Annotated in this window: 20 protein-coding genes; 9 read left to right on the forward strand and 11 right to left on the reverse strand. The window is 60.1% G+C overall.

The annotated features are described in order from the left end of the window. Nucleotides 1-26 precede the first annotated feature (26 nt). Complete coding sequence (locus NAV33_RS00685) at nt 27-779, forward strand: FadR/GntR family transcriptional regulator (RefSeq protein WP_255975881.1); 753 nt, start codon at nt 27-29, stop codon at nt 777-779. Between the two features lie 248 nt (nt 780-1,027). Here the strand turns inward: NAV33_RS00685 and NAV33_RS00690 are convergent, their stop codons facing one another. The 6 genes from NAV33_RS00690 to NAV33_RS00715 form a co-directional block, all read right to left on the reverse strand. Further along, a complete protein-coding gene (locus tag NAV33_RS00690; protein WP_255975883.1) occupies nt 1,028-1,936 on the reverse strand; it encodes an EamA family transporter in 909 nt (302 codons plus the stop codon). Between the two features lie 155 nt (nt 1,937-2,091). Continuing rightward, entirely contained in the window at nt 2,092-3,372 is a 1,281-nt protein-coding gene (locus NAV33_RS00695; protein WP_255975885.1) for a TRAP transporter large permease, read from the reverse strand. After that, nucleotides 3,373-3,900 (reverse strand): TRAP transporter small permease, encoded by a 528-nt coding sequence (locus tag NAV33_RS00700; RefSeq protein WP_255975887.1) that lies wholly within the window; start codon nt 3,898-3,900, stop codon nt 3,373-3,375. It abuts the gene before it with no gap. Nucleotides 3,901-3,967: 67 nt separating this feature from the next. Then, entirely contained in the window at nt 3,968-4,942 is a 975-nt protein-coding gene (locus NAV33_RS00705) for a TRAP transporter substrate-binding protein (protein WP_255975889.1), read from the reverse strand. Between the two features lie 86 nt (nt 4,943-5,028). Then, on the reverse strand, nt 5,029-5,928 hold the full coding sequence (locus NAV33_RS00710) for an SMP-30/gluconolactonase/LRE family protein (RefSeq protein WP_255975891.1): 900 nt from the start codon (nt 5,926-5,928) through the stop codon (nt 5,029-5,031). A gap of 41 nt (nt 5,929-5,969) precedes the next feature. After that, nucleotides 5,970-6,794: an NAD-dependent epimerase/dehydratase family protein gene (locus NAV33_RS00715; RefSeq protein WP_255975893.1), complete on the reverse strand. Its 825-nt coding sequence runs from the start codon at nt 6,792-6,794 to the stop codon at nt 5,970-5,972. 529 nt (nt 6,795-7,323) lie between these two features. Between NAV33_RS00715 and NAV33_RS00720 the strand changes: the two genes are divergently transcribed. Continuing rightward, a complete protein-coding gene (locus tag NAV33_RS00720; protein WP_255975895.1) occupies nt 7,324-8,481 on the forward strand; it encodes an L-talarate/galactarate dehydratase in 1,158 nt (385 codons plus the stop codon). Here NAV33_RS00720 and NAV33_RS00725 read toward each other — a convergent pair. Further along, nucleotides 8,469-9,374 carry a LysR family transcriptional regulator gene (locus NAV33_RS00725; RefSeq protein WP_255975897.1) on the reverse strand — a complete coding sequence of 302 codons (906 nt, stop codon included), beginning with the start codon at nt 9,372-9,374 and terminating at the stop codon, nt 8,469-8,471. The two genes, NAV33_RS00720 and NAV33_RS00725, sit on opposite strands and share 13 nt — an antisense overlap. A gap of 109 nt (nt 9,375-9,483) precedes the next feature. Between NAV33_RS00725 and NAV33_RS00730 the strand changes: the two genes are divergently transcribed. After that, nucleotides 9,484-10,623 carry an L-talarate/galactarate dehydratase gene (locus NAV33_RS00730; protein ID WP_255975899.1) on the forward strand — a complete coding sequence of 380 codons (1,140 nt, stop codon included), beginning with the start codon at nt 9,484-9,486 and terminating at the stop codon, nt 10,621-10,623. A gap of 82 nt (nt 10,624-10,705) precedes the next feature. Here the strand turns inward: NAV33_RS00730 and NAV33_RS00735 are convergent, their stop codons facing one another. The 4 genes from NAV33_RS00735 to NAV33_RS00750 form a co-directional block, all read right to left on the reverse strand. Beyond that, nucleotides 10,706-12,226, reverse strand: a complete 1,521-nt coding sequence (locus tag NAV33_RS00735) for a tripartite tricarboxylate transporter permease (protein WP_255975901.1) — start codon at nt 12,224-12,226, stop codon at nt 10,706-10,708. Between the two features lie 9 nt (nt 12,227-12,235). Then, nucleotides 12,236-12,724 carry a tripartite tricarboxylate transporter TctB family protein gene (locus tag NAV33_RS00740; RefSeq protein ID WP_255975903.1) on the reverse strand — a complete coding sequence of 163 codons (489 nt, stop codon included), beginning with the start codon at nt 12,722-12,724 and terminating at the stop codon, nt 12,236-12,238. Between the two features lie 73 nt (nt 12,725-12,797). After that, nucleotides 12,798-13,766: a tripartite tricarboxylate transporter substrate binding protein gene (locus NAV33_RS00745; RefSeq protein WP_255975905.1), complete on the reverse strand. Its 969-nt coding sequence runs from the start codon at nt 13,764-13,766 to the stop codon at nt 12,798-12,800. A 71-nt stretch (nt 13,767-13,837) separates the two neighbouring features. Beyond that, nucleotides 13,838-15,232 carry an enolase C-terminal domain-like protein gene (locus NAV33_RS00750; protein WP_255975907.1) on the reverse strand — a complete coding sequence of 465 codons (1,395 nt, stop codon included), beginning with the start codon at nt 15,230-15,232 and terminating at the stop codon, nt 13,838-13,840. Between the two features lie 649 nt (nt 15,233-15,881). Between NAV33_RS00750 and kdgD the strand changes: the two genes are divergently transcribed. The 6 genes from kdgD (at nt 15,882) to NAV33_RS00780 (ending at nt 24,119) form a co-directional block, all read left to right on the forward strand. Beyond that, the gene (gene kdgD, locus NAV33_RS00755) at nt 15,882-16,793 is read left to right on the forward strand and encodes a 5-dehydro-4-deoxyglucarate dehydratase (protein ID WP_255975909.1); all 912 of its coding nucleotides are present in this window, start codon (nt 15,882-15,884) and stop codon (nt 16,791-16,793) included. A 94-nt stretch (nt 16,794-16,887) separates the two neighbouring features. Next, a complete protein-coding gene (locus NAV33_RS00760) occupies nt 16,888-18,330 on the forward strand; it encodes an aldehyde dehydrogenase family protein (protein WP_255975911.1) in 1,443 nt (480 codons plus the stop codon). A 109-nt stretch (nt 18,331-18,439) separates the two neighbouring features. Next, nucleotides 18,440-19,783 (forward strand): glucarate dehydratase, encoded by a 1,344-nt coding sequence (gene gudD / locus NAV33_RS00765; protein ID WP_255975913.1) that lies wholly within the window; start codon nt 18,440-18,442, stop codon nt 19,781-19,783. A 363-nt stretch (nt 19,784-20,146) separates the two neighbouring features. After that, entirely contained in the window at nt 20,147-21,700 is a 1,554-nt protein-coding gene (gene garD, locus NAV33_RS00770) for a galactarate dehydratase (protein ID WP_255976961.1), read from the forward strand. A gap of 40 nt (nt 21,701-21,740) precedes the next feature. Continuing rightward, on the forward strand, nt 21,741-23,159 hold the full coding sequence (locus NAV33_RS00775) for an FAD-binding oxidoreductase (protein ID WP_255975915.1): 1,419 nt from the start codon (nt 21,741-21,743) through the stop codon (nt 23,157-23,159). Between the two features lie 30 nt (nt 23,160-23,189). After that, nucleotides 23,190-24,119 carry a 2-hydroxyacid dehydrogenase gene (locus tag NAV33_RS00780; protein ID WP_255975918.1) on the forward strand — a complete coding sequence of 310 codons (930 nt, stop codon included), beginning with the start codon at nt 23,190-23,192 and terminating at the stop codon, nt 24,117-24,119. Nucleotides 24,120-24,263: the final 144 nt, after the last annotated feature.

Raw genomic sequence — 24,263 nt, forward strand, 5'->3', positions numbered from 1 at the left:
TTCGCTTCATAGAGATCGATCTGCCCATGGAAAACCAGAGCGTCCAGCCTCGTGTCCGCCGAAAGCATCGCAGCCTTGCCCAGGAACTGGTGACGGAGCTGTCTCAGCAGATACGCGACGGCGTTATCAAGCGCGGCGACAAGCTGCCGACCGAATCGGCAATCATGCAGGCGCAAGGCGTGAGCAGGACGGTTGTGCGCGAAGCAATTTCACGACTGCAGGCGTCCGGATTGGTCGAAACGCGCCACGGTATTGGCACGTTCGTGCTCGACACACCTAGTACTACGGGCCTTCGCATCGACCCGGCGACCATCGGTACGCTGCGCGACGTGTTGTCGATACTTGAATTGCGCATCAGCCTTGAAGTCGAGTCGGCCGGGCTAGCAGCGATGCGTCGCTCCGCAGAGCAGCTAGCGGCAATGCGAGCCTTTCTGGATTCGCTGCAGCAGAGCACAGCGCTTTCCAGCGAGGCCGCCGTATCGGACTTCCAGTTCCATCTGCAGATCGCCGAGGCGACCGGCAATCGCTATTTCACCGACATCATGAATCACCTGGGCACGGCGATCATTCCTCGCAGTCGGCTCAACTCGGCGCGTTTGGCGCACGACGACCAGCCGCATTATCAGCAGCGCCTCGGTCGCGAACACGAGCAAATTTATGACGCCATCGCCCGCCAGGATGCTGAGTCTGCCCGAGCGGCTATGCGCCTGCATCTGACCAACAGTCGCGAGCGTCTGCGCCAGGCGCATGAAGAGGCTGAAACCGACAAGGTCGACTGAACATCTGCCCTGGCGCACGTCTGTGACGCATACTGCGGCGAACGGCTCGTGGTGTAGTGGCGCGCTGTGCCGGGGTTCATGGAAGGTGCCGAGTCGGCAATCAGCTGCTCCCCGAATGTCAAACACACGCTTTGCTAGCCCCGTCCGGCAGCTCAAGCGTTCCGTCATGTAGCGACTTGGCTGAAGGGCGGTGCGCCAAGCCCACTATTCTCAGCGGGCCGAGCGCCAGGCCGTTTGTTCCTCTCGCCTCAGTGCTTGCGGTAAGCCAGCAGAACGATGCCGCTGACCACGATCAGGCCGCCCAGCACCTGCCAGGGTCCAAGCAACTGGCCGAGCACTAGCCAGCCCAAGAGCATGCCAGCGACCGGTTCCACGTTCATTACCGGAGCATTGCGTGCGATATTCAGGCGCGGCATGCAGATGAACAGCGTCGAAAAAGCCGCCCCATAGAGTAATACCAAGCATCCCAGGGCGATCCAGCCGGCTCTCGCGCTGGGCAAGCCCAGGCCACCCGGTATCAGGTCGCTGGCGCCAAGCAGGGCGGAGGTGCCGAATACGACGATCAGCGTCAGCATGCTGCGCACCGAGCCCGCCATATTCGATAGCTTGTGCTCGGTGATCCACAGTGCGATCGCGAATACCGCAGCTGCGGTCAGGCCGAACAGGATGCCGGCGATCCACTGGCCATCCGGCGCCTCGCTGCTGATCAGGCGTGCCGGGACGTCCAGCACCAGCACCAGGCCGAACAGGATCACGCCCATGATCGCCAGCGCCTGGTGGGTCGGTCTTGGGCCGCCTAGCAACCAGGTCAGCAGCGCCAGCATGATGGGCGATAGATTCACCACCAGTAGGGCCAGCGCCACCGGAATGCGCGCCACCGCCGAATAGATGCAGAAGCTCTGTACCGCGATCAGCAGGCCGAGCAGGATCTGCCATCGCCAGGTAGCGCCGCTCAGGCGCAGGGATTCGCGCCGCCAGAAGACCAACGCGCCCAATGCCAGCAGGGTCACTCCGGCACGGCAGAGCATGGCCAGCAGCAGGCCTGTGTCATGATCGAAGGCAATCCGGGCAGCGATATGATTGCCCGCGAACGAGCAGGCCAGGGTGGCCAGAATCAGTACGGCGATATGGCGTGGGAATGGAGCGGCAGTTTGCATAGGGTCAGTCCTGTCCTGGGCGGAATCCGTTCCGTTTGGCGGTGTACCTACGGCACCGGTGGCTTTTTAGTGTCTACGGTTGGCGAATTGTTTGTTGGCTTTCAAAGTAAAACGCCGCCCGGGTGGGCGGCGTCTTTGTTCGTGCGATGAGACTCTCAGAGCACCACGCTTGGCAACCAGAGCGAGATCGCCGGAATGTAGGTAACGACCATCAGAACCAGGAACAGAGCGCCATAGAAGGGCAGCAGCGCCTTGACGGTGTTCTCGATGGTCACCTTGCCAACCGCAGCACCGACAAACAATACCGCACCTACCGGTGGAGTTATCAGCCCGATTCCGAGGTTGACCAGCATAATCATGCCAAAGTGCACCGGGTCCACACCGATGCCTGTAATTACCGGCATCAAAATCGGCGTGAGGATCAGGATCAGTGGCGCCATGTCCATCAGCGTGCCTAACACCAGCAGCATCATATTGATGCACATGAGGATCACGTAACGATTATCCGACAGGGTGAGGAACATCGTCGTGATTTTTGACGGGATTTGCATCAGCGTCATGATGTAGCCGAAGCTCCCGGCGAAGGCGATCAGAATCATCACCACCGACAGAGTGCGGACCGTGCGGTGCAGCAGCTTGGGCAGCTCACGCCACTTGTAATCGCGGTAGATGAACATGGTCACGAAGAAGGCCCAGACAACGGCGATCGAGGCGGACTCAGTAGCCGTGAACACGCCCGAGAGAATGCCGCCAAGAATGATGACCATCGTCATCAAGCCCCAGAGTGCATCGACACAGATCTTCAGCGCCTGCTTGAGCGGGATCACTTCCCCCTTGGGGTAATTGCGTACCCGAGCGAAGATCAAACACATTGTCATCATCACAGCGCTCAGCAGCAGTCCTGGACCGATGCCGGCAATGAACAGCGACGAAATCGAGACAGTACCGCCGGCGGCCAGCGAATACAGCACCGAGTTATGACTGGGTGGCGTCAGGAGTGCCTGAACCGAACCACTGACCGTAACCGCCGTAGAAAACTCGCGCGGATAGCCCTTTTTTTCCATTTCCGGAATCAGAACCGAGCCTACCGAAGCGGTGTCCGCCAGTGACGAGCCGGAAATAGCGCCGAAGAAGGTGGAGGCCATGATATTGACTAGGGAAAGTCCGCCACGGACGAAACCGACCAGCACGCCAGCGAAAGCAACCAGCCGCCGCGACATACCCCCTTCGGCCATGATGGCGCCAGCCAATACGAAGAAGGGAATCGCCAAAAGAGAGAACTTGTTAACGCCGCCGACGACTTGAATCATTATCGCGTCGAATGGAATGTCGATCCACCAAGCGCCAATCAAGGCAGACAGGCCAAGGGCGTAGGCCACCGGAACACGCAGGAGAAACAGGACGGCAAAGCTGCCGAGAAGAATCAGGGCATCCATTTACACTGCCTCCTTACTGTCTTCAACCAGCTCGTAATTAACCACGCGTCTTTGGCTTTGGTCGCCAAAGAACAATCGCTCGATAACGAACAGCAATGTGATTGCACCCCCGATCGGGACGGGAGAATAGGTAATCCCGACGCGCAGAGTGGGCAGAGTGCTCATGAACTGGTTCCAGGTCGCTATGCAGAGCTTGGTGCCCCAGATGGTCATGAACAGGCAGATGATGCCCATCAGGATTTGCACCAACAGCTCAACGTAGCGGTGCATGTGCTCCGGTAGGCGATCGGTAAACATGTTCACTGCCATATGCGCTGCGGCTCGATAGCTCGCCGCAGCGCCGAGAAAAGTAAAGATCACCATCAACAGGATAGCCACGGGTTCAGGCCAGCCGGCTCCGGTGCCTAGCACGTAGCGCGCGAAGATCCCCCAAGGGATGATCAGGGACATGACCACGATGGCCAGGCCCGCGATCCATATACAACTCATGTAGATCGCGTCGTTGACGCGCAGCAGCGTGTTTTTCATCAGGCTCCACCACAAGCGCGGCGACGGGCGAAGGCCCGCCGCCGCGAGGTTTTTCAGAGGGAACGAATTACTGGACGGCTTCGATACGCTTGATCAGCTCGGCGTAAGGTGCGCCGTACTTCTCGCGAACCGGAGCAGTGGCATCGTAGAAGGGCTTCTTGTCCACTTCGATGAAGGTCACACCTTCGGCCTTGAGCTTGGCTTCACTGCTGGCGGTCTTCTCGTCCCACAGCTTGCGCTCTTCCATCTGCGCTTCCTTGGCGTACTTCTTGACGATGTCCTGCTGCTCAGGCGTCAGCTTGTTCCACGTCGTCTTGGACATCACGATGGGCTCGGGAAGTATCAGGTGACCAGTTAGCGAGTAGTTCTTGGCAGCACGGAAGTGGTTGTGCTCGAGCATTGTTGGCGGGTTGTTCTCGGCACCGTCGACCACACCGGTCTGCAGGGCGCTGAAGATTTCGCCGGTATTCATCGCCACGCCCTGCGCGCCCATGGCATTCAGGGTGTCGATGAACAGCGGGTTACCCATCACGCGAATTTTCATGCCCTTGAGGTCTTCAAGATTATGCACCGGCTCTTTGGTGTAGAGGTTGCGCACACCGCCGTCCATCCATGCCAGACCGACCATGTTGAATTCGGAGTTGGTGATCTTGTCGAGGATCTCCTGACCGATCTCGCCGTCAATGACCTTGCGCATGTGCTCGTGGTCACGGAACACGAAGGGCATGTTGAACGCGTTGACATCTGGCACTACCGGGCCGAGCGTACCGAGGCTCACACGAGTCATCTGCACTGCACCGATTTGGACCTGCTCGACGACTTCCTTCTCCGAGCCAAGCACGCCGCCGGAGAACATGCGGAACTTGAGCTCACCGTTGGTGGCTTTTTCAATCTTCTCGCCCATGTGTTCCTGCGCCACGACGGTCGGGTAACCGGCCGGGTGGATTTCGGCGATCTTCAACGTCATGTCCGCGTAGGCGGCATTCGACAGGCAGAACGCGAAGGGAAGTGCAGCGAGGAGCAACTTGCGTTTGAAGTTCATGTGGTTCTCCATCTTGTTGTTGTTGGTGTGCAGCGTTAAAGCTTCAAGACCGGGCAACTACAGGCCTGTCTTTGATGGGTGAATCGTTAGCGAAAGCGTGTTTCCTCCAGTCCGGCGACGCCGGGTTGCAGGGCGAACACGCCGCCAGCCAGGGGCTGTTCGGAAAGGTCACCGCCTGGGCGAATGGATGTGACGAATAGGGTGTCCAGACCAGGGCCGCCAAAGGCGCACATAGCCGGTTTCTTCACCGGCACCTGGAGCGAGCGGTCAAGGCGACCGTCCGGTGTGAAACGATGAATCAGTCCGGCGTCGTTGCCGCAAATCCAGTAGCAGCCATCGATATCCACCGCGGCGCCGTCAGGACGGCCTGGGTGCTGATTCATGTCGACGAATACACGGCGGTTGCTCGGCGTACCGCTGTCGATGTCGTAATCGAAGGCCCAGATGCATTGCACGCTGGGATGCGAATCAGATAGATACATCGTGCGGCCGTCCGGGCTGAAGCCCAAACCGTTGGGGACGACGAAATCATTCAGATGAGCACCGAGCGCTTCATCGCTGGCCGATCCGTCGAGCCGATACAACGCACCAGCCGGAATACCGGCTGCCATGTCCATCACCATGGTACCGGCCCAGAAGCGTCCCTGGCGGTCGCAACGGCCGTCATTGAAGCGCATGCCCTGGTGGCCATGTTGCACGTCGGCGAGCCGGGTTGCGCTGAGCGTGCCGTCATCCTGCGGGACGATATCGAAAATGCCGTCTTCCATGCCGGCAACCCATCGATTCGCGTCTCCCTCGCGGCGCGCGATGCAGGCGATCATCTGATCGCCTGTCCAGCGGGTCACAGAAGCGTCAGCTGCCTTCCAGCGCAGCAGCTGACGATTGGGAATATCGACCCAGTACAACGCCTGCTCGGAGGCGACCCAGACCGGGCTTTCTCCAGTTGCGTTCTGCGCATCGACTATCAGTTCTGCTTGGTTTGCCATGGCGATTCTCTTGTTGTTGTTCGCGGCGTGGCGGGAGGAGGTCAGTCGTCGAACGGACCTGCTTCGCAGAAGGCTCCGCCCTGATAGATCAAGGCTGGGTCATTGGGCGCGTAGGGCGGCTGGGTTTCGATCTTGTCGCGGAAGACTTCGGAGGTGTCCTTGGGCTTGAAGCCCAGGTGCGCCGCCATGTGGTTATCCCACCACTGGTCACGGTTTGCCGAGGCGCCGTAGACAACGGTGTGCCCGACATTCGGGGTGAACAGCGAACGCTCGATCAGGTTGGTCAGGTCGCGATAGCTGAGGTAGGTGGCCATCATCCGGCGGTTGAGCGGCTCGGGGAAGGAAGAGCCGATGCGGATGCTGACGGTTTCGATGCCGTAACGGTCGAAATAGAAGCTCGCCATATCTTCGCCGTAGGATTTCGACAGGCCGTAGTAGCTGTCCGGGCGGCGTGGGGCGCTAGCATCGATGGTCTCGGTCTGCTTGTGGAAACCGATGACGTGATTGGAACTGGCAAAGATTATGCGCTTGATGCCGTGCTTACGTGCCGCCTCGTAGATATGGAAAACGCCACGGATGTTGGCTTCGAGAATCTCTTCGAAAGGCCGCTCGACTGATACCCCGCCAAAATGCGCAATGGCGTCGACGCCTTCGCAGAGCGCGTGTACGGCTGCTTTATCAGAGAGATCACAAGGCATCACCTCTTCGTGCGGACCGGCGGCGGGCTCCATCGAGGCAATATCGGAAAGGCGAAGGATGTTGGCGTAGGGGCGAAGCGTTTCGCGTAACACCTTGCCCAATCCCCCTGCCGCGCCTGTCAGCAGGAGGCGATTGAAGGGTGTGGGAGTGGTCGTCGTGCTTGTCATTCTGGTCTGCCCGTCGCTTATTGTTTTGATGTCATCGGTTGTCGGATGACTTGAGTCGATTATTTCTGCCGCCCTTCAACTTTGTCAACCCGGGGGGCGATTTTCTTGCTGCTGCTCAAGTAGCTGCTCAACGATCAGAAAAGCCTTTTCATCCCTCTGTATGTAGCATCCTGTCTAGCGTTAGCGCGTTCAGAGGCGCTCCCAAAGCACCACGCTAGCGGGCGGAGCTTGGCAATTACATTCCACTAAAGTCGAGTGGGATCCTTGCATGATGAAAGGATGGGTGTGACAGGCAGTGTGTTCATGGTTGTATGATGACTAGTCCGTGCGTAGAACGCTTGTCAAGCCTGCCATAACACAATTTCCAGGCGGCTTGGTACTACGTGACGGTCAGCGGTTATGTGCGCGATTTGGTCGCTGGAACGTTGGCTAGCAGTCGCAGCCGACTGGTAGCGATCTTCGCCAACCATCGATTGCGCAGCCAAGTTTCGCTCGAGCAAGCCGTCGGGTTCTATCATCAGGAGATTCTATGAACGACAAGCCCGCTATGATCTGTGCTGACGACGACCGTATCGCCTGGCTGCGATTGCGATCGGTGGCACTGCCACTAGCCAACCCTATTAGCGATGCAAAGGTGCTTACCGGCCGGCAAAAGCCGATGACGGAGATCGCCATCCTGATAGCCGAGATCGAAACCCGCGATGGCCAACAAGGGCTGGGTTTTAGCTATTCCAAGCGCGCCGGTGGTGCTGGGCAGTTTGCTCATGCCTTGGAAGTCGCACCCAACCTTATCGGTGAGAACCCCAGCGACATCGCCAAGCTGTGGGACAAACTATGCTGGCCTGGCGCCTCAGTGGGTCGCAGCGGCCTGGCCACCCAGGCTATTGGTGCCTTCGACGTGGCCCTATGGGATCTCAAAGCACGCCGTGCCGGGTTGTCACTGGCGCGTTTGCTCGGGGCTCAGCGCGATTCGGTACGCTGCTACAACACCTCCGGCGGCTTTCTGCACACGCCGCTGGATCAGCTGTTGAAGAACACCGATCTTTCGCGAGACAAAGGCATCGGTGGTATCAAGCTCAAGGTCGGCCAGCCGGACTGGGCGTTGGACTTGCATCGGGTCGGTACGGTGCGCCAGCACTTGGGTGAAGCCTTCCCACTAATGGTCGATGCCAACCAGCAATGGGACCGACCGACGGCCCGACGTATGTGTCGACGCCTGGAGCCATTCGACCTGATATGGATCGAGGAGCCGCTGGACTGCTACGACGCCGAGGGGCACGCCGAGCTGGTGCGCCAGTTCGATACGCCGATCGCCACTGGCGAGATGCTTACCAGCCCGGCCGAACACTGGGAGTTCATTCGCCAGCGTGCTGCCGATTTCCTGATGCCGGATGCTCCACGCGTCGGTGGTATCACGCCGTATATGCGGGTGCAGACATTGGCCGAGCAGGCCGGCATGACCCTAGCGCCTCACTTCGCCATGGAGCTGCACGTCCACTTGGCGGCGACCCATATCCGCGAGCCCTGGGTCGAGCACTTCGAGTGGCTGGAGCCATTGTTCGAGGAACGTCTGGAAATTCGCGACGGGCGCATGCTGGTACCCAATCGGCCAGGTCTCGGCTTGAGCCTGAGCGAACGGGTGGCCGGTTGGACCGTGCAGCAGGCCGAGGTGGGTCAGCGCGCCTGAGCAGTTTCGTTGGCCGAGTGGCGCACCGCTTCGCGAAGCGCGGCAACGGCGGGGTTGTCGTTGTCGTCGCGCCAGGCCAAATGCAGCTCGCTGTGCACCCCTGTGGGCAGCTCGATTCCCCTCCAGCGCACATGCTCGAAGCTCACCGCGCTGGCGCTGCGCGGCACCAACGCCACGCCCATGCCGGCGTTGACCAGCGACAGAATGGTCAATGTATTGCCGAGCGACTGAACGTAGTCCGGTTGCACACCACTGGAGCGAAACATGCCGGTAAGCAGCTCGTTGAACGGCTGCCAGGCCGCATGCGAGTAAATGATGAACGGCTGGCCATGCAAAGCAGCAAGCCCAAGCGGTTCCTGCGTCGCCAGTGGATGCTCGCAGGGCACGGCCAGAACGAAGGGTTCGCGCACCAGACATTCGTTGATCAACCCTGGCTGGTTCAGTGGTGCACGCACGATGGCCAGGTCGATGCGTCGGGTGTGCAGGGCTTGAAATTGGTCAAAGGTCGTCATTTCCTGCAAGGCAATCTGCACACCGGGGCGGTCGCGTCTGGCCTGTGCCACCACTCGAGGCAGGAAATCGTACACCGCGCTAGCGACGAAGCCGATGCTCACCGTCCCGCTTTCCCCCTGAGCGGCCAGACGGGCGGCCTGGGCTGCACGGTGGGCCTGTTCGAGCAACGCTTGCGCGTCGACAAAGAAGGCGCGGCCCGCGGCAGTCAAGGCCACCGCGCGAGTACTGCGGGTGAACAGGGCGACGCCCAGCTGATGCTCCAGCAACTGTATCTGCCGGCTCAGTGGCGGCTGGGTCATGTGCAGACGCTCGGCGGCGCGACGGAAGTTCAGTTCTGCGGCCAGCGCGGTGAAGCAGCGCAGTTGGGCTAAGTCGAACATTGATCCATTTCCGGTATCAATCGAGTGACTGATTAGATTAGACCCGTATCAATCTTGCCGTCCATCATGCCGCTTCGGCCTTATAGCGCCTGCTCTGGAGCAGCACATCATGAATCCATACATTCCCGATCGCATCACCTGGATTGGCTTGCGCTCGGTAGAGCTACCGCTGTCGCAGGCGGTGAGCGACGCCAAAGTGGCGACCGGACGACAGAAACCGCTCGAGTCGGTCAGCCTATTGTTTGCAGAAATCGAAACCAGCCAGGGTCATTCCGGCCTTGGCTTCAGTTACAGCCTGCGTACGGGTGGGCCGGCGCAATACGCTCATGCCCAAGAGGTTGCACCGCTGCTGATCGGGGAAGATCCCAACGACATTAGTCGACTCTGGAGCAAAATGGCCTGGGCGAGTGCGTCGGTAGGGCGCGGTGGGGTGGCCGCGCAGGCAATCGCGTCCATCGACACGGCGCTATGGGATCTCAAGGCACGGCGTGCCGCTCTGCCGCTATCCAAACTGCTTGGGGCACGCCGCAGCGCGGTACCTTGCTACAACACGTCGGGCGGTTACCTGCAGGCGTCTATAGAGGAGATTGTGGACAAGGCCACCCAATCGCGGGAACTCGGTATTGGCGGCATAAAGATAAAGGTCGGTCAGCCCGATCGGCGAACGGACCTGCAACGCGTCGAAGCCTTGCGCAAGCACCTGGGGGAACAGGTGCCGCTGATGGTCGACGTCAATCAGCAATGGGATCGGATCACCGCGCTGCGCATGGGGCGAGAGCTGGAGCAGTACCAACTGGAGTGGATCGAGGAGCCGCTGGATGCACATGATGTGGCCGGACACGCCGCGCTCGCCGCTCAGCTGGACACGCCGGTGGGCACCGGTGAAATGCTTACAAGCGCCGCCGAAGCGCTGGGCTATGTCGATAGCGGCGCGGTGGACGTAATCATGCACGATGCCCCGCGGCTGGGCGGCATCACGCCGTTCCTCAAGGTTGCGAATGCAGCGGAGCAGCGCGGAATGATTATGGCGCCGCACTTCGTCATGGAGATTCATCTGCATCTGGCTGCCGCTTATGAGCACCAGACGTGGGTCGAGCACTTCGAATGGCTGGAGCCAGCGTTCAACGAGCGGCTGGAAATACGCGACGGTCAGATGATTGTCCCGGATCGGCCAGGGCTGGGCCTCAGCCTGAGCGAGAAGGTATCCGGATGGACACAGGCGCAGATCGAAATCGGTAAACGCGCCTGAACGAAAAACCGCGCGAAAGCGGGCACGGTCTTGTTTGTTCTTAGAACCACCAGCCCGCCTAAGCGGGCTGGTTTTGACGACCTCAGGTTTCTTGCAGCTTGCTGGCCACCTCCTTGCGGCTGCGTAGCGAGCTGTAAAAATGCCAACCAACCGAAGCCACTGCCATCAGCAGAAAAACCGCCGAGATCGGGTCGGTGAGAAAGCCCATGAAGTTGCCATCGGACAGCATCAAGCCGCGGCGCAGGTTGGTTTCAGCCATCGGCCCGAGGATGAAGCCAATGATGAACGGCGCCGCGGGCATTCCACCTTTGACGAAGCCGTAGCCGATGAAGCCGAACAGCAGAATAGTCCAGACATCGAACACCCTGCTGCTGAGGCCGAACGCACCCACTACACAAAGCACAAGAATGATCGGCAGCAGAATGTGCTTGGGCACCGCCAATAGCTTGATGAAGATGCGCAGCCCGTAAAACTCCATCACCAGCATGACCACCGAGGCGAGAATCAGCGCGGCGAAGATAGTGTAAACGAGCGAGCCCTGGCTGATGAACAGCAGCGGGCCAGGCTGAATGCCGTGGATCATGAAGCCGCCAAGCATGATGGCGGTGACCGTATCGCCCGGAATACCGAGCGTCATCAACGGAATCATGGCGCTGCCGATACCGGCGTTGTTGGCAGTCTCACTGGCCACCACGCCGTCGATCACACCCTTGCCGAACTTCTCAGGGTACTTGGAACGTTTCTTGGCGATGATGTAGGAAACGATGTTCGACGTGCCGGCCCCGATGCCTGGCAGTATCCCGATGCCGATACCGATCAATGACGAACGGAAGGCGTTGGGCAGCTGCCCGAAGAACTCCTTGATTGAAAAACCGAAGCCCTTGACGCCCTTCATGCTGACCGTGGCGATCTTGCTCTTGTGCATGGAGCGACCGGTTTCGGCGATCTTGATCACTTCCGCCACAGCGAACATGCCGATCATCACCGTCAGCATGGCGAAGCCGCCATTAAGGTTCGGTGAATCGAAGGTGAAGCGGCGAATCGCGTCGACGGGTGCGATACCAACGGTGGAAAACGCGAAACCCAAGGTGCCGGCGTAAATGCCCTTGACCAGGGAGCCGGTGGACAGGGTAGCGATAAGCGTCAGCGAGAAGATCGCAATGGAAAAGTATTCGTGCGGCCCGAAGCGCAGGGCTACCTTGGCCAGTGACGGTGCAATCGACATCAGCGCAACGATGCTGAAGATCGTGCCGAGAAAGGAGAACACCACGCCGACGCCCAGCGCCTTCATGCCTTCGCCTTTCTCCATCAGCGGTCCGCCGTCGAAGACGGTGGCGATGGATGCGGGCGTGCCGGGAATCTTCAAAAGAATCGCCGATATCAGGCCTCCTGATGTCGCCCCGACGAACAGCGCTACGAGCAATGAAAGCCCGGCAGCGGGACCCATTGTGTATGTCAGCGGCAGGCAAAGCGCGATCGCCATGGTGGCCGAAAGGCCTGGCACGGCGCCGAAGACGATGCCGACGGCAACACCAAGGGTGATCAGGATAAAAATGTAGGGTGAGAAAACCGCGCCAAAGCCGGCCTGCAGTAGATCGATCATGGCCGCCTCCTAGATTTTCAGAAAGCCGGTGGGAAGCATCAGATCGAAGCCCTGCCGGAAGAGGTAATAGATGATTGCGGAAGTGATGACCGCGATAACGACGTAACTGATGTGGTTGATCTTCTGCTCTCGCGGCGTGATCACGATGAACTGCACGTACAGGTACAACGCCGTCATGATGGGAAAGCCGACCTTTTGCAGCAGGGCAACATACACCGCGATCAGCCCCAGGGTTTTGAACACGGTGGGGTAGTCCGGTGGAATATCGTTGCCAGGCCCGGCGTCTTCGTCGGGGTCGGCCGCCGCTGGCGTAGCCTTCCTTGCCGCCAGCAGCTGCAGCACGCCGAGCAGGCATAGCCCGAACGACAAGACGTAGGGAACGGTGGAGGCGTCAATGGTGCCTTTGCGCGGAAGGTTGATGGTCAGGAACAGGTAAAACAGGCCGGCGCCCAGCATCAAGGCTCCGACCAGTAGCTCCTTTCTCTTATAGGTATCCATGGGCGGCACTCATATTTGAAGGAAGAAAGATTGCCGGGCGCAGGGGCGCGCGCCCGGCATCGTGTTGCGGTGCTTATTTGTTTTGGCGCAACTCTTCCTTGTATTCCATGAAGTCTTCGCGGGTGTTTTTCAGGCGTTCGACGGACGCTTCAGTGCCGAAGTAGCTGACCGGCTGCTTGAAGGTCTTGCGCAGCTCTTCGCCGTATTCCGGCATCTCGGTAATCTGCTTCACGATACCTGCCATCTTTTCGATGATGGCCGGATCGGTGCCGTCCGGGAACGCCACCACGTACGGCTTCTCCATGACGAAATCGACGCCTTGTTCCTTGAAGGTCGGCACGTCGCCGAGCAACGGATTACGCTCGTCGTTGGGCTGCCCAAGGGCGACCATCTCGCCGCTGGTTACATAGTCCTGGACGGACCCGTAGCTGATCGCGGCGAGGTCGATACGATTGCCCAATAGCGCGACGACTTTCTCGGATACGGTGCCGGCATCGACCATCTTCAGCTTGGTGTCGGTCAGTCCTTCGAACATCAGGCCCTGCAGGTGGGAATAACTACCCATCTCGGTGCCATAGGTCACGCTGCTCGGTTCGGCCTTTGATTTCGAAATCAGGTCTTCCAGCGAAGTAAGTCCCGATTCCTTCGACGCGACGAACACGGTGCCCTTGTCCACGCCGGCGATGCAGCAGATATCGAAGGCATCGAGGCTGTCTTCGGTCAGGCCCGCCACTTCATTGACGATCAACTGCCCTGTGTGGGTGAAGAGGATGGTGTTGCCGTCAGGGTCGGCCTGCTTGACCTGCTCGGCAGCGAGGGTGCCGCCGCCACCGGCAACGTTGGTGACGACCATCGCTTCGCCGGTGATCTTGGTGAAGTACTTGGCCATGGTGCGGGCATTGAAGTCGGTATCACCGCCAGCGTTGGCGATAACCACGACTTGTACCGGGCGAGTGGGCCATTCGGTCTCGGCGGCAAACGCGCCGCTAACGGCAGTTGCCAATATGGCGGACACAAGGGAGGCGCTAATTGCTTTTTTCATTGTTGAGTCTCTCCGGTTGTTGGGGTTGCGGGCGCTTCGTTTTATCGTTCTGGTTGTAGCTCAAGTTGAGGTTATGGGCGTCCCAAGCTGGGTTGCTTGGGATCGTATTTCCAGCCTGGCACCAAATACTGCATGGCCATGGCGTCATCGCGGGCGCCAGTGGCGACCTTGTTATAGAGCGCATGGGCCGCCAGGATCCGATCCATGTCCGGCTCGATGCCGAGGCCGGGCTTGTTCGGTACTTGCACCTCGCCGCCAACGATCTGCAGCGGGTCGCGGGTCAGGCGTTCCTGACCTTCCTGCCAGATCCAATGGGTATCGATCGCTGTGATGTTGCCCGGCGCGGCCGCGGCTGCGTGGGTAAACATCGCGAGGGATACATCGAAGTGATTGTTGGAGTGCGAACCCCAGGTCAGGCCGAACTGCTCGCACAACTGAGCCAGTCGCACCGAACCCTGCATCGTCCAGAAATGCGGATCGGCCAGCGGAATATCGACGGCGTCCAGGCGGAACGAGTGGCCCATCTGCCGCCAATCCGTGGCGACCATGTTGGTGGCGGTCGGAATGCCGGTGGCGCGCTTGAATTCAGCCATGATCTCGCGGCCGGAGTAGCTGTTTTCCGGTCCGCAGGGGTCTTCCGCATACGCAAGGATATGGCCTTGGCCCTTGCACAGCTCGATGGCCTCGGCCAATGACCAGGCGCCGTTGGGGTCGAGGGTGACGCGCGAATCAGGGAAGCGCGCCTTGATGCCGGCAACCGCCTGCATCTCCTCGCTACCGCGCATCACTCCGCCCTTGAGCTTGAAATCCTTGAAGCCATAGCGCGCCGTGGCGGCCTCGGCCAGTCGAACGATGGATTCGGGCGTCACCGCCTGCTGATGACGGAGGTGGTACCAGTCATCGGCCGAGCCGGTGCCGGCGAGGTAGGGCAGGTCGGTGCGGTTGCGATCACCTATATAGAAGAGGTACGCCAGCATTGGCACGCTGTCACGTTGCTGGCCGCTGCCGAGTAGCTCTGCCACAGGCACGTCGAGGTGCTGGCCGAGCAGATCGAGGAGGGCGGCCTCGACCGCGGTGATGACGTTATCCAGCCGCAGGTTGATCTCGTGCGGTTGTTTCAACACCGCGGCTTCTGCTTCAGAGGTCACTTGATGCTGAGTGGTCTGCGGACCGCCGGCCGAACCGCCGGCGATGGCACGGCGCAACGCATTCAGCACACCGTTGTAGCGACCGATCTGCTGGCCTATTACCAGGCCCTTGGTACGTTCGAGCGCTTGGCGAATGCCTTCGCCGCCGGGCACCTCACCGATGCCGGTGCGACCGGCGCTGTCCTTCAGAATAACCAGATTGCGGGTGAAGTAAGGGGAGTGAGCGCCGCAGAGGTTGAGCAGCATGCTGTCATAGCCCGCTACCGGTATGACTTGCATCTCCTTTACTACCGGTGTCGCCATCTTTGCATCTAGCATCTGCTGTCTTGCTCCTGCTTATTGTTGTGAGCGAGGGATTGTCAGTAGCGCGGCATAGAAAGGGCGGTCAGCGTCCTTCCTTTTTGCCGAGCTAGTGGAATAAAGGGCTGCCTTGAGCCTTGGATGCAGAAGGCGCACTTCTGATCTGAGAGTGCGGCTTATGTAGCCTTGGCAATGTCTGCACGGATGACAGAGCTTCATCGAGATGGGGGCAAACGCATGATTGCTCACCTGCACAGGCCGTAGCAGTCTGCGTAGAGCGACATAGGGCTGGCGCTGCGGGGCGCAAGTAAGGTGCGGAAACATCATGGCTTTTTGAGCTCTGGTTGTTTTGGTGTCATACGTTGTCGTATGACTTGTTGGGATTTTTATCAGCGCCAATGTTGGATGTCAAATCACTGAGGTAATTAAAAATCGCTTGTGTGGCCCTTTGGCCGTGCTCCCGTTTCGCTTCTTGCTCGTGAAAGACGTCAAAAAATGATTCGTCGGAATTCGCTAGATAGGTGCTTGAACGTTCGTAGATATTTGGCCGATCCAATGACGAGAGATCTTGAACAAACAGGTAGCATCTCTCGATGTTGTACGATAACGTATCTCCAAGGCTGCGGCCCTACCTCACATACCGATAGCTTCACAGGATGCTCGAACAATGAATCCACAAGAACTGAAGGCCATCCTCTCTTCTGGTCTGCTGTCCTTTCCGGTTACTGATTTCGACCAACAGGGCGACTTCAGCCGTGCCGGCTATATCAAGCGACTGGAATGGTTGGCGCCTTATGGCGCAACGGCGCTTTTCGCCGCGGGCGGCACTGGCGAGTTCTTCTCGCTGACACCTCAGGAATATCCGGATGTCATCAAGACCGCCGTAGATACCTGTGCGGGCCAGGTACCGATCCTCGCAGGCGTCGGCGGCCCGACTCGTCAGGCCATCGCCTACGCACAAGAAGCCGAGCGTCTGGGTGCGAAGGGCCTGCTGCTTCTGCCGCATTACCTGACTGAAGCCAGTCAGGAAGGCGTTGCCAAGCACGTTGAGGAAGTGTGCAAATCGGTCAATATTGGCGTCGTGGTCTACAACCGCAACGTCTGCCGTCTGACCGCGCCGCTGCTCGAGCAACTGGCCGAGCGTTGCCCGAATCTGATCGGCTACAAGGACGGTCTGGGTGACATCGAATTGATGGTCTCGATCCGCCGCCGCCTCGGCGAGCGCCTGACCTACCTGGGCGGCCTGCCTACCGCCGAAGTTTACGCTGCTGCCTATAAGGCCCTAGGCGTCCCGGTTTATTCCTCGGCCGTATTCAACTTCGTTCCGAAGATGGCGATGGATTTCTACAAGGCCATCTCCCGAGATGATCATGAAACTGTCGGCAAGCTGATTGACGATTTCTTCCTGCCGTACCTTGATATCCGCAACCGTTGCAAAGGTTACGCCGTGAGCATCGTCAAGGCTGGTGCGCGTATCGCTGGCTATGACGCCGGCCCGGTCCGCGCGCCGCTGACCGATCTGCTGCCAGACGAGTACGAAGCGCTCGCAGCGCTGATCAAGAAGCAAGGTGCTCAATAACGGCCCGCCCGACCTATCACTCGCCCCACCCGCCAACAGTGGCAGCCTGTTCGGGCTTGCCCCTGTTAGCGGACATCACCAAGGAGAGCGTTCCGTGGCAGACGTAAAGCGTTACGACAATTACATCGATGGCCAGTGGGTAGCTGGTAACAACTACCAGGCCAACATCAATCCGTCCGATTTGTCGGATGTCATCGGCGAATATGCCCAGGCGAACGCTGCCCAGGTTGAATCCGCCATCGCTGCAGCCCGCAAGGCATTCCCCGCTTGGTCGACTTCCGGTATTCAGGCTCGCGCCGATGCGCTGGAAAAGGTCGGTCTGGAAATCCTTGCCCGCCGCGAAGAGCTCGGCGCGCTGTTGGCCCGCGAAGAGGGCAAGACCCTTCCCGAGGCAATCGGCGAAGTCGCACGCGCCGGCAACATCTTTAAGTTCTTTGCGGGTGAATGCTTGCGCCAGGCGGGCGAGACCTTGCAATCGGTGCGTCCGGGTGTGAGCGTGGAAGTAACCCGCGAGCCGCTGGGCGTAATTGGCCTGATCACCCCGTGGAACTTCCCGATCGCCATTCCGGCATGGAAGATCGCTCCGGCTCTGGCCTTCGGCAACTGTGTGGTGATCAAGCCTGCTGATTTGGTTCCCGGCTGTGCCTGGGCCATTGCCGAGATCATCTCGCGCTCCGGCTTCCCGGCCGGCGTGTTCAATCTGGTGATGGGCAAGGGGCGCGAAGTCGGCGAAGTCATCGTCAACGACAAGCGTGTCGACGGCGTCAGCTTCACCGGCTCGGTAGGCGTTGGTCGCGGCATCGCCAACACGTGCGTCAACCGTGGTGCCAAAGTTCAATTGGAGATGGGCGGCAAGAATCCGCAGATCATCCTCGATGACGCCGATCTCACCACCGCTGTCGAGCTGGCTACCCAGAGCGCCTTTTATTCGACTGGCCAGCGTTGCACCGCATCCAGCCGCATCATCGTGACTGAAGGCATCTACGATCGTTTCGTCGAAGCCATGATCGAGCGCGTCAAGAAGATCAAGGTCGGTTCGGCACTGGAGAAGGGCGTCGATGTTGGCCCTGTGGTTTCTCAGGCGCAGCTGGATCAGGATCTGAGCTACATCGCGCTCGGCAAGGAAGAGGGCGCACGCCTGGCGTGCGGCGGCGAGCGTGTCAGCTTTGGCACTGAAGGTTACTACTTGGCGCCGACCCTGTTCGTCGACAGTACAGCCGATATGCGCATCAGTCGTGAAGAGATCTTCGGGCCGGTGGCCAACGTGGTTCGCGTCAAGGACTACGACGAAGCGCTTGCCATGGCCAACGACACCGAGTTTGGCCTTTCTGCCGGCATCTGCACCACGTCGCTGAAGTACGCCAATCACTTCAAGCGCCATTCCCAGGCAGGCATGGTGATGATCAATCTGCCGACCGCAGGCGTGGATTACCACGTGCCGTTCGGCGGTCGCAAAGGCTCGTCCTACGGCCCACGCGAGCAGGGGCGCTATGCGCAGGAGTTCTACACCACGGTGAAGACCACCTACATCGGCTAATAGGGCTGCGCTCGGCACGCGGCACGATCCGGAATAATCGGGTCGTGCCTACTGCCGACTCGTTACGTTTTTCCGCAAGTCAGACCATAAAAACAATAGAGAGACGCGTATGAACAACCCAGTGCATCAAGGCGCTCCGGTAATTACCGAACTACAAGTGGTGCCGGTCGCCGGTCAGGACAGCATGCTGCTCAATCTGAGTGGCGCACATGGTCCGTATTTCACCCGCAACATCCTTATTCTCAAGGACAGCGCCGGCAATACAGGTGTTGGCGAAGTCCCCGGTGGCGAGGCGATTCGTCAGACGCTTGAAGACGCTCGCGCCATTCTTGTCGGCCAGTCGGTCGGCAACTACAACGGCCTGTTGAATCAGGCGCGCAAAGCCTTTGCTGGCCGCGATGTTGCCGGCCGCGGGCTGCAGACCTTCGATCTGCGCATTGCCATCCACGCCATCACCGCGCTCGAATCGGCCATGCTCGATCTGCTCGGCCAGCACCTCGGCGTGCCGGTTGCGGCCCTGCTCGGTGACGGCCAACAGCGCGACGAAGTCGAGATGCTCGGCTACCTCTTCTACATCGCCGACCGCAACAAGACCGACCTTGGCTATCGCGACGAATCGGATGCCAGCGACGACTGGTTCCGCGTGCGCAACGAAGAGGCATTGACGCCCGAAACGGTTGTTCGCCAGGCCGAAGCGGCTTACGCGCGTTACGGCTTCAAAGACTTCAAACTCAAGGGCGGCGTGTTGCCGGGCAGCGAAGAGGTCAAGGCAATCCGTGCCCTGGCCGAGCGCTTCCCCGATGCGCGCATCACCCTCGATCCCAACGGCGCTTGGTCCCTGGCCGAAGCCATAGACCTATGCAAGGATCTGCACGGCGTACTGGCCTACGCCGAAGATCCATGCGGTGCAGAGAACGGTTACTCCGGTCGCGAAGTGATGGCCGAGTTTCGCCGTGCCACCGGTCTACCGACCGCCACCAATATGATCGCCACCGACTGGCGGCAGATGGGCCACACAATCCAGCTGCAGTCCGTGGACATTCCGCTCGCCGATCCACATTTCTGGACGATGAGCGGTTCGGTGCGTGTGGCTCAGATGTGCAACGACTGGGGCCTGACCTGGGGCTCGCACTCCAACAACCATTTCGATATCTCGCTGGCGATGTTCACCCATGTGGCCGCAGCGGCACCAGGCAAGATCACCGCTATCGACACCCACTGGATCTGGCAGGACGGTCAATACCTGACCCGCGAGCCGCTGCAGATCGTGGGTGGCAAGGTCGCTGTGCCGGCCAAGGCCGGTCTGGGCGTTGAGCTGGATCGGGATGCGCTGCAAAAGGCCCACGAGCTGTATCTGGAAAAAGGCCTGGGCGCGCGCGACGACGCCATCGCCATGCAATACCTGATTCCCGAGTGGACCTTCAACAACAAGCGGCCATGCATGGTGCGTTGATTACCCTGTAGGTGGGCTTTAGCCCACCAACGGAGCGCACAACGGTGGGCTGAATCCACCCTACTGTCATCGCGGCTGCATAGAGTGGACTGGGCGGTACTCCGCTTCAGCTCGCCAGCTGGCCTGTGGACTTTGGTGGGCTGAAGCCCACCCTACGATGTCGAGTTCACCATCTGACCCAGCCCGCTCTGAGCGGCTTAGTAGGGTGGGCTTCAGCCCACCAACGGAGCGAGTAAATGGTGGGGCTAACGCGGATCGCCCGGCCCACCCACAACCGCGGCTCGAGCCATGTCTGGAAGATCCATTCGACGAGCGTAAGACAACAATAACCGGGCCATACCGGAGACCTAAATGAACGAAACCGTGGAACTGATTCAGCATCAAGATTCGCCTCGTTACATCCGTTTGAACGAGGCGGACAACGTAGCAGTGGTGGTCAACGACGGTGGTGTGCCGACCGGTGCCCGCTTCGAAGACGGTTTGGTCACAGTCGAATCGGTGCCGCAGAGTCACAAGGTCGCGCTGGTGGACATCGCCGTCGACCAGCCGGTACGCCGTTATGGCCAGATCATCGGTTACGCGCTCGAACCCATCGCATGCGGTTCCTGGGTGAAGGAAACCCAACTGCGCATGCCTTCGGCGCCGCCGCTCGACAGCCTGCCCATGGCCGACGCCGTGCCACAACGGCTCGAGCCGCTCGAAGGTTTCACCTTTGAAGGGTATCGCAACGCCGACGGCACGGTGGGTACGCGCAATGTGCTCGGTATCACCACCACGGTGCAGTGTGTGACCGGCGTGCTCGATCATGCGGTCGCGCGCATCCGCAAAGAACTGCTGCCTAAATATCGCAACGTCGATGATGTGGTGGCGCTGACGCACAGCTATGGCTGCGGCGTGGCCATCAATGCAAAGGATGCCTACATCCCCATCCGCACCGTGCGCAATCTGGCGCGTAATCCGAATCTCGGTGGCGAAGCGCTGGTCATCAGCCTCGGTTGCGAAAAGTTGCAAGCCGAACAGGTAATGCATGAAGGCGATGCATCGGTCGATCTCAGCGAGCCCTGGCTCTACCGGCTGCAGGAGTCCAATACCGGTTTCAGTGAAATGATCGAACAGATCATGGCACTGGCAGAGACTCGCCTAGAGAAGCTCAACCGCCGCCAGCGTGAGACCGTTCCGGCTTCCGAGCTGATACTCGGCATGCAATGCGGTGGCAGCGACGCCTTCTCCGGCATCACTGCCAATCCGGCGCTGGGCTATGCCTCGGACCTGCTGATTCGCGCCGGTGCTACGGTGATGTTTTCCGAGGTCACCGAGGTTCGCGACGCCATCTACATGCTCACCTCCCGCGCTGAAACGACGGAAGTGGCCGAGGCGCTGGTGCGCGAGATGGACTGGTACGACCAGTATCTGGAGCGCGGTGCGGCTGACCGCAGCGCCAACACTACGCCAGGCAACAAAAAGGGTGGCCTGTCGAACATCGTCGAAAAATCCCTCGGTTCCATCGTCAAATCCGGCAGCAGCGCTATCAATGGCGTACTCGGCCCTGGCGAGCGCTTCAGCGGCAAGGGCCTGATCTATTGCGCAACGCCTGCCAGCGATTTCGTCTGCGGCACGCTGCAACTCGCGGCGGGTATGAATCTGCACGTGTTCACCACCGGGCGTGGCACGCCTTATGGCCTGGCCATGGCACCGGTTGTCAAAGTTTCCACCCGCACCGAGCTGGCCGAGCGCTGGCCCGACCTAATCGACGTGGACGCCGGGCGCATCGCCACCGGCCGCTCCAGCATCGAGGAGCTGGGCTGGGAGCTGTTCCATTACTACCTGGACGTTGCCAGCGGCCGCAAAAAGACCTGGGCCGAACAGCACAGGATTCACAACGACATCACCTTGTTCAATCCGGCACCGATCACCTGACCGCGATGCGCTGCACGATGATCAATTGCAGGAGGATGTGATGAGTACGCTGCCGGACGAATTCATTCGCGAAATCGAGACCATCGTCGGGGCATCCGGCATCGTTCGCGATGCAGAACGCATGCAGAGCTATCTGAGCGACTGGCGCAACGCCTACCGCGGCAAGGCTACTCTGGTGGTGCGCCCGGCCAGTACCGATGAGGTTGCGGCGGTGGTGCGGCTGTGCCATGAACACCAGGTCGCGCTGGTTCCGCAGGGCGGCAACACTGGCCTGTGCGGCGGCTCGATCCCGGACGTCAGCGGAACCCAGGTGGTGCTGTCACTGACCCGCATGACACGTATTCGCGAAGTGGACCCTGCGAACGAGACCATCACCGTCGAGGCTGGGGTGGTTCTGCAGACGCTGCAGGAGGCGGCAGTGGAGGTCGGGCGGCTGTTTCCGCTGTCGCTGGGCGCGGAGGGAAGTTGCACCGTTGGCGGCAACCTCGCCACCAACGCTGGTGGCACCGCGGTGCTGCGTTACGGCAACATGCGCGATCTCGCCCTTGGCCTGGAGGTCGTGCTGCCGGATGGGCAGATCTGGAATGGCCTGCGCGGACTGCGCAAGGACAACACCGGCTACGATCTCAAGCACCTGTTCATCGGATCGGAAGGCACCCTCGGCATCATCACCGCGGCGGTGCTCAAGCTGTATCCAGCGGTGCGCAGCGTGACGACGGCGTGGGTCGCTTTGCCCAGCGCGCAGGCAGCAGTCGAATTGATCGGCTTGATTCGCGGGTTGTGCGGTGATCGCCTGACCGGCTTCGAACTGATGTCGCGGCAGAGCGTGGATTTTGTGCTGCATCACGTTGTTGGGTGCAACGATCCGTTCGCCGACGTGCATCCTTGGTACGTGCTGATCGAACTCAGCGATACCCAACCGGAAGCGCCGCTTCATGATCTGCTAGAAATCGGGATCAGCGAGGCGCTGGAGGGTGAATGGGTGACCGACGCCGTGCTCGCCAGTAGCGAAGCCCAGGTAGCGGCGCTGTGGGCCATGCGCGAGGGCATTTCCGAGGCGCAGAACCATGAGGGGCCGAGCCTCAAACACGATATCAGCGTGCCGGTGAGCTGCATTCCGGAATTCGTCGAGACCACCAATCGGCGCCTTCTCGAGCAATTTCCCGGCGTGCGCATCGTCGCCTATGGCCATGTCGGCGACGGCAATCTGCATTACAACATCAGCAAGCCAATCGACTCCGAAGATGCTGCGTTCAAGGCGCAGCAGGAGGCGATCATGGAGGTCATCTACGACGCCACCGTCAGTTTCAAGGGCAGCATCAGCGCTGAGCATGGCCTCGGCCAGGCCAAGCGCGCCGCAGCCCTGCGCTACAAGGACCCGCTGGAACTCGAGCTGATGCGCGCGCTCAAGGCAACATTCGACCCCAAAGGACTGATGAATCCCGGCAAGGTGCTCTAACCGAATCGTTCACCCAATCGAGGTAATTCTGTGACCTGCATTCTCCAGCTCGGTCCCCTTACCGACCGTTTCAACCGCGGCCTGGCTGCGGAGCATGAAGTACTGCGCATCTGGGACCAGGACGCCGATGCCTTGCTCGACCAGCACGCCCAGCGCATCGAAATCGTGGTGACCTCGGCGCGCTTCGGCTGCACGGCGGAATTGATCGGGCGGCTGCCTAACCTTAGAGCGATCATCAGTTCCGGTGTTGGTTACGACTCCATCGCCGTAGGGGCGGCGCGGGCACGGGGTATTCCAGTGAGCAATACGCCAGACGTGCTCAACGACTGCGTCGCGGACCTTGCCTTCGGTTTGGTTATCGACTGCGCTCGACAGATGTCGCGTGCCGACCGTTTCGTCCGCAACGGCGAATGGCCCTCAGGCGGCCTCCCGCTGGCGAGAAAGGTCTACGGCAAGCGACTGGGCATCGTCGGTCTAGGCCGCATCGGTGAAGCCGTCGCCAAGCGCTCCAGCGGTTTCGACATGCAGGTGCGCTATCACAATCGTCGGCCGGTCGTAGGTTGTGAGTATGGCTATGAATCCGACCTGATCGAGTTGGCGCGCTGGAGTGATTTTCTGGTGCTGACTTGCCCAGGCGGGGAAAGCACCCGCAACCTGATCAACCGCGCAGTGCTGGATGCGCTTGGCTCGAAAGGCATGCTGATCAACGTCTCGCGCGGCTCGGTGGTGGACGAACCGGCATTGGTCGAAGCACTGCTTGAGGGGCGTCTGGGAGGCGCCGGCCTTGACGTCTACGCCCGAGAGCCAAGCGTGCCTCAAGCCTTGCTCGATCTTCCGAACGTCGTTCTGCTACCCCACATCGCTAGCGCCACGGAAGAAACCCGGCTGGCGATGGAAGAATTGCTGTTAGCCAATCTGCGCACGTTTATCGAGCGCGGGGAGTTGGTGACGGCTGTTTGAGTGCGCTTACCGGCGCGTTCAAACTTCGGCTTCGGCCGTTCTGGAACCATGGCCACAAGCTCTGGTTCTGTTCCTTGCATACCCAGGCGTCACACCCGCGCAGCGAGCCACAAGCGCGTTTGCGCGGGACTTCACGTCTCTTCG

Source organism: Stutzerimonas stutzeri (assembly GCF_024448715.1).
Taxonomy (GTDB): Bacteria; Pseudomonadota; Gammaproteobacteria; order Pseudomonadales; family Pseudomonadaceae; genus Stutzerimonas; species Stutzerimonas stutzeri_AR.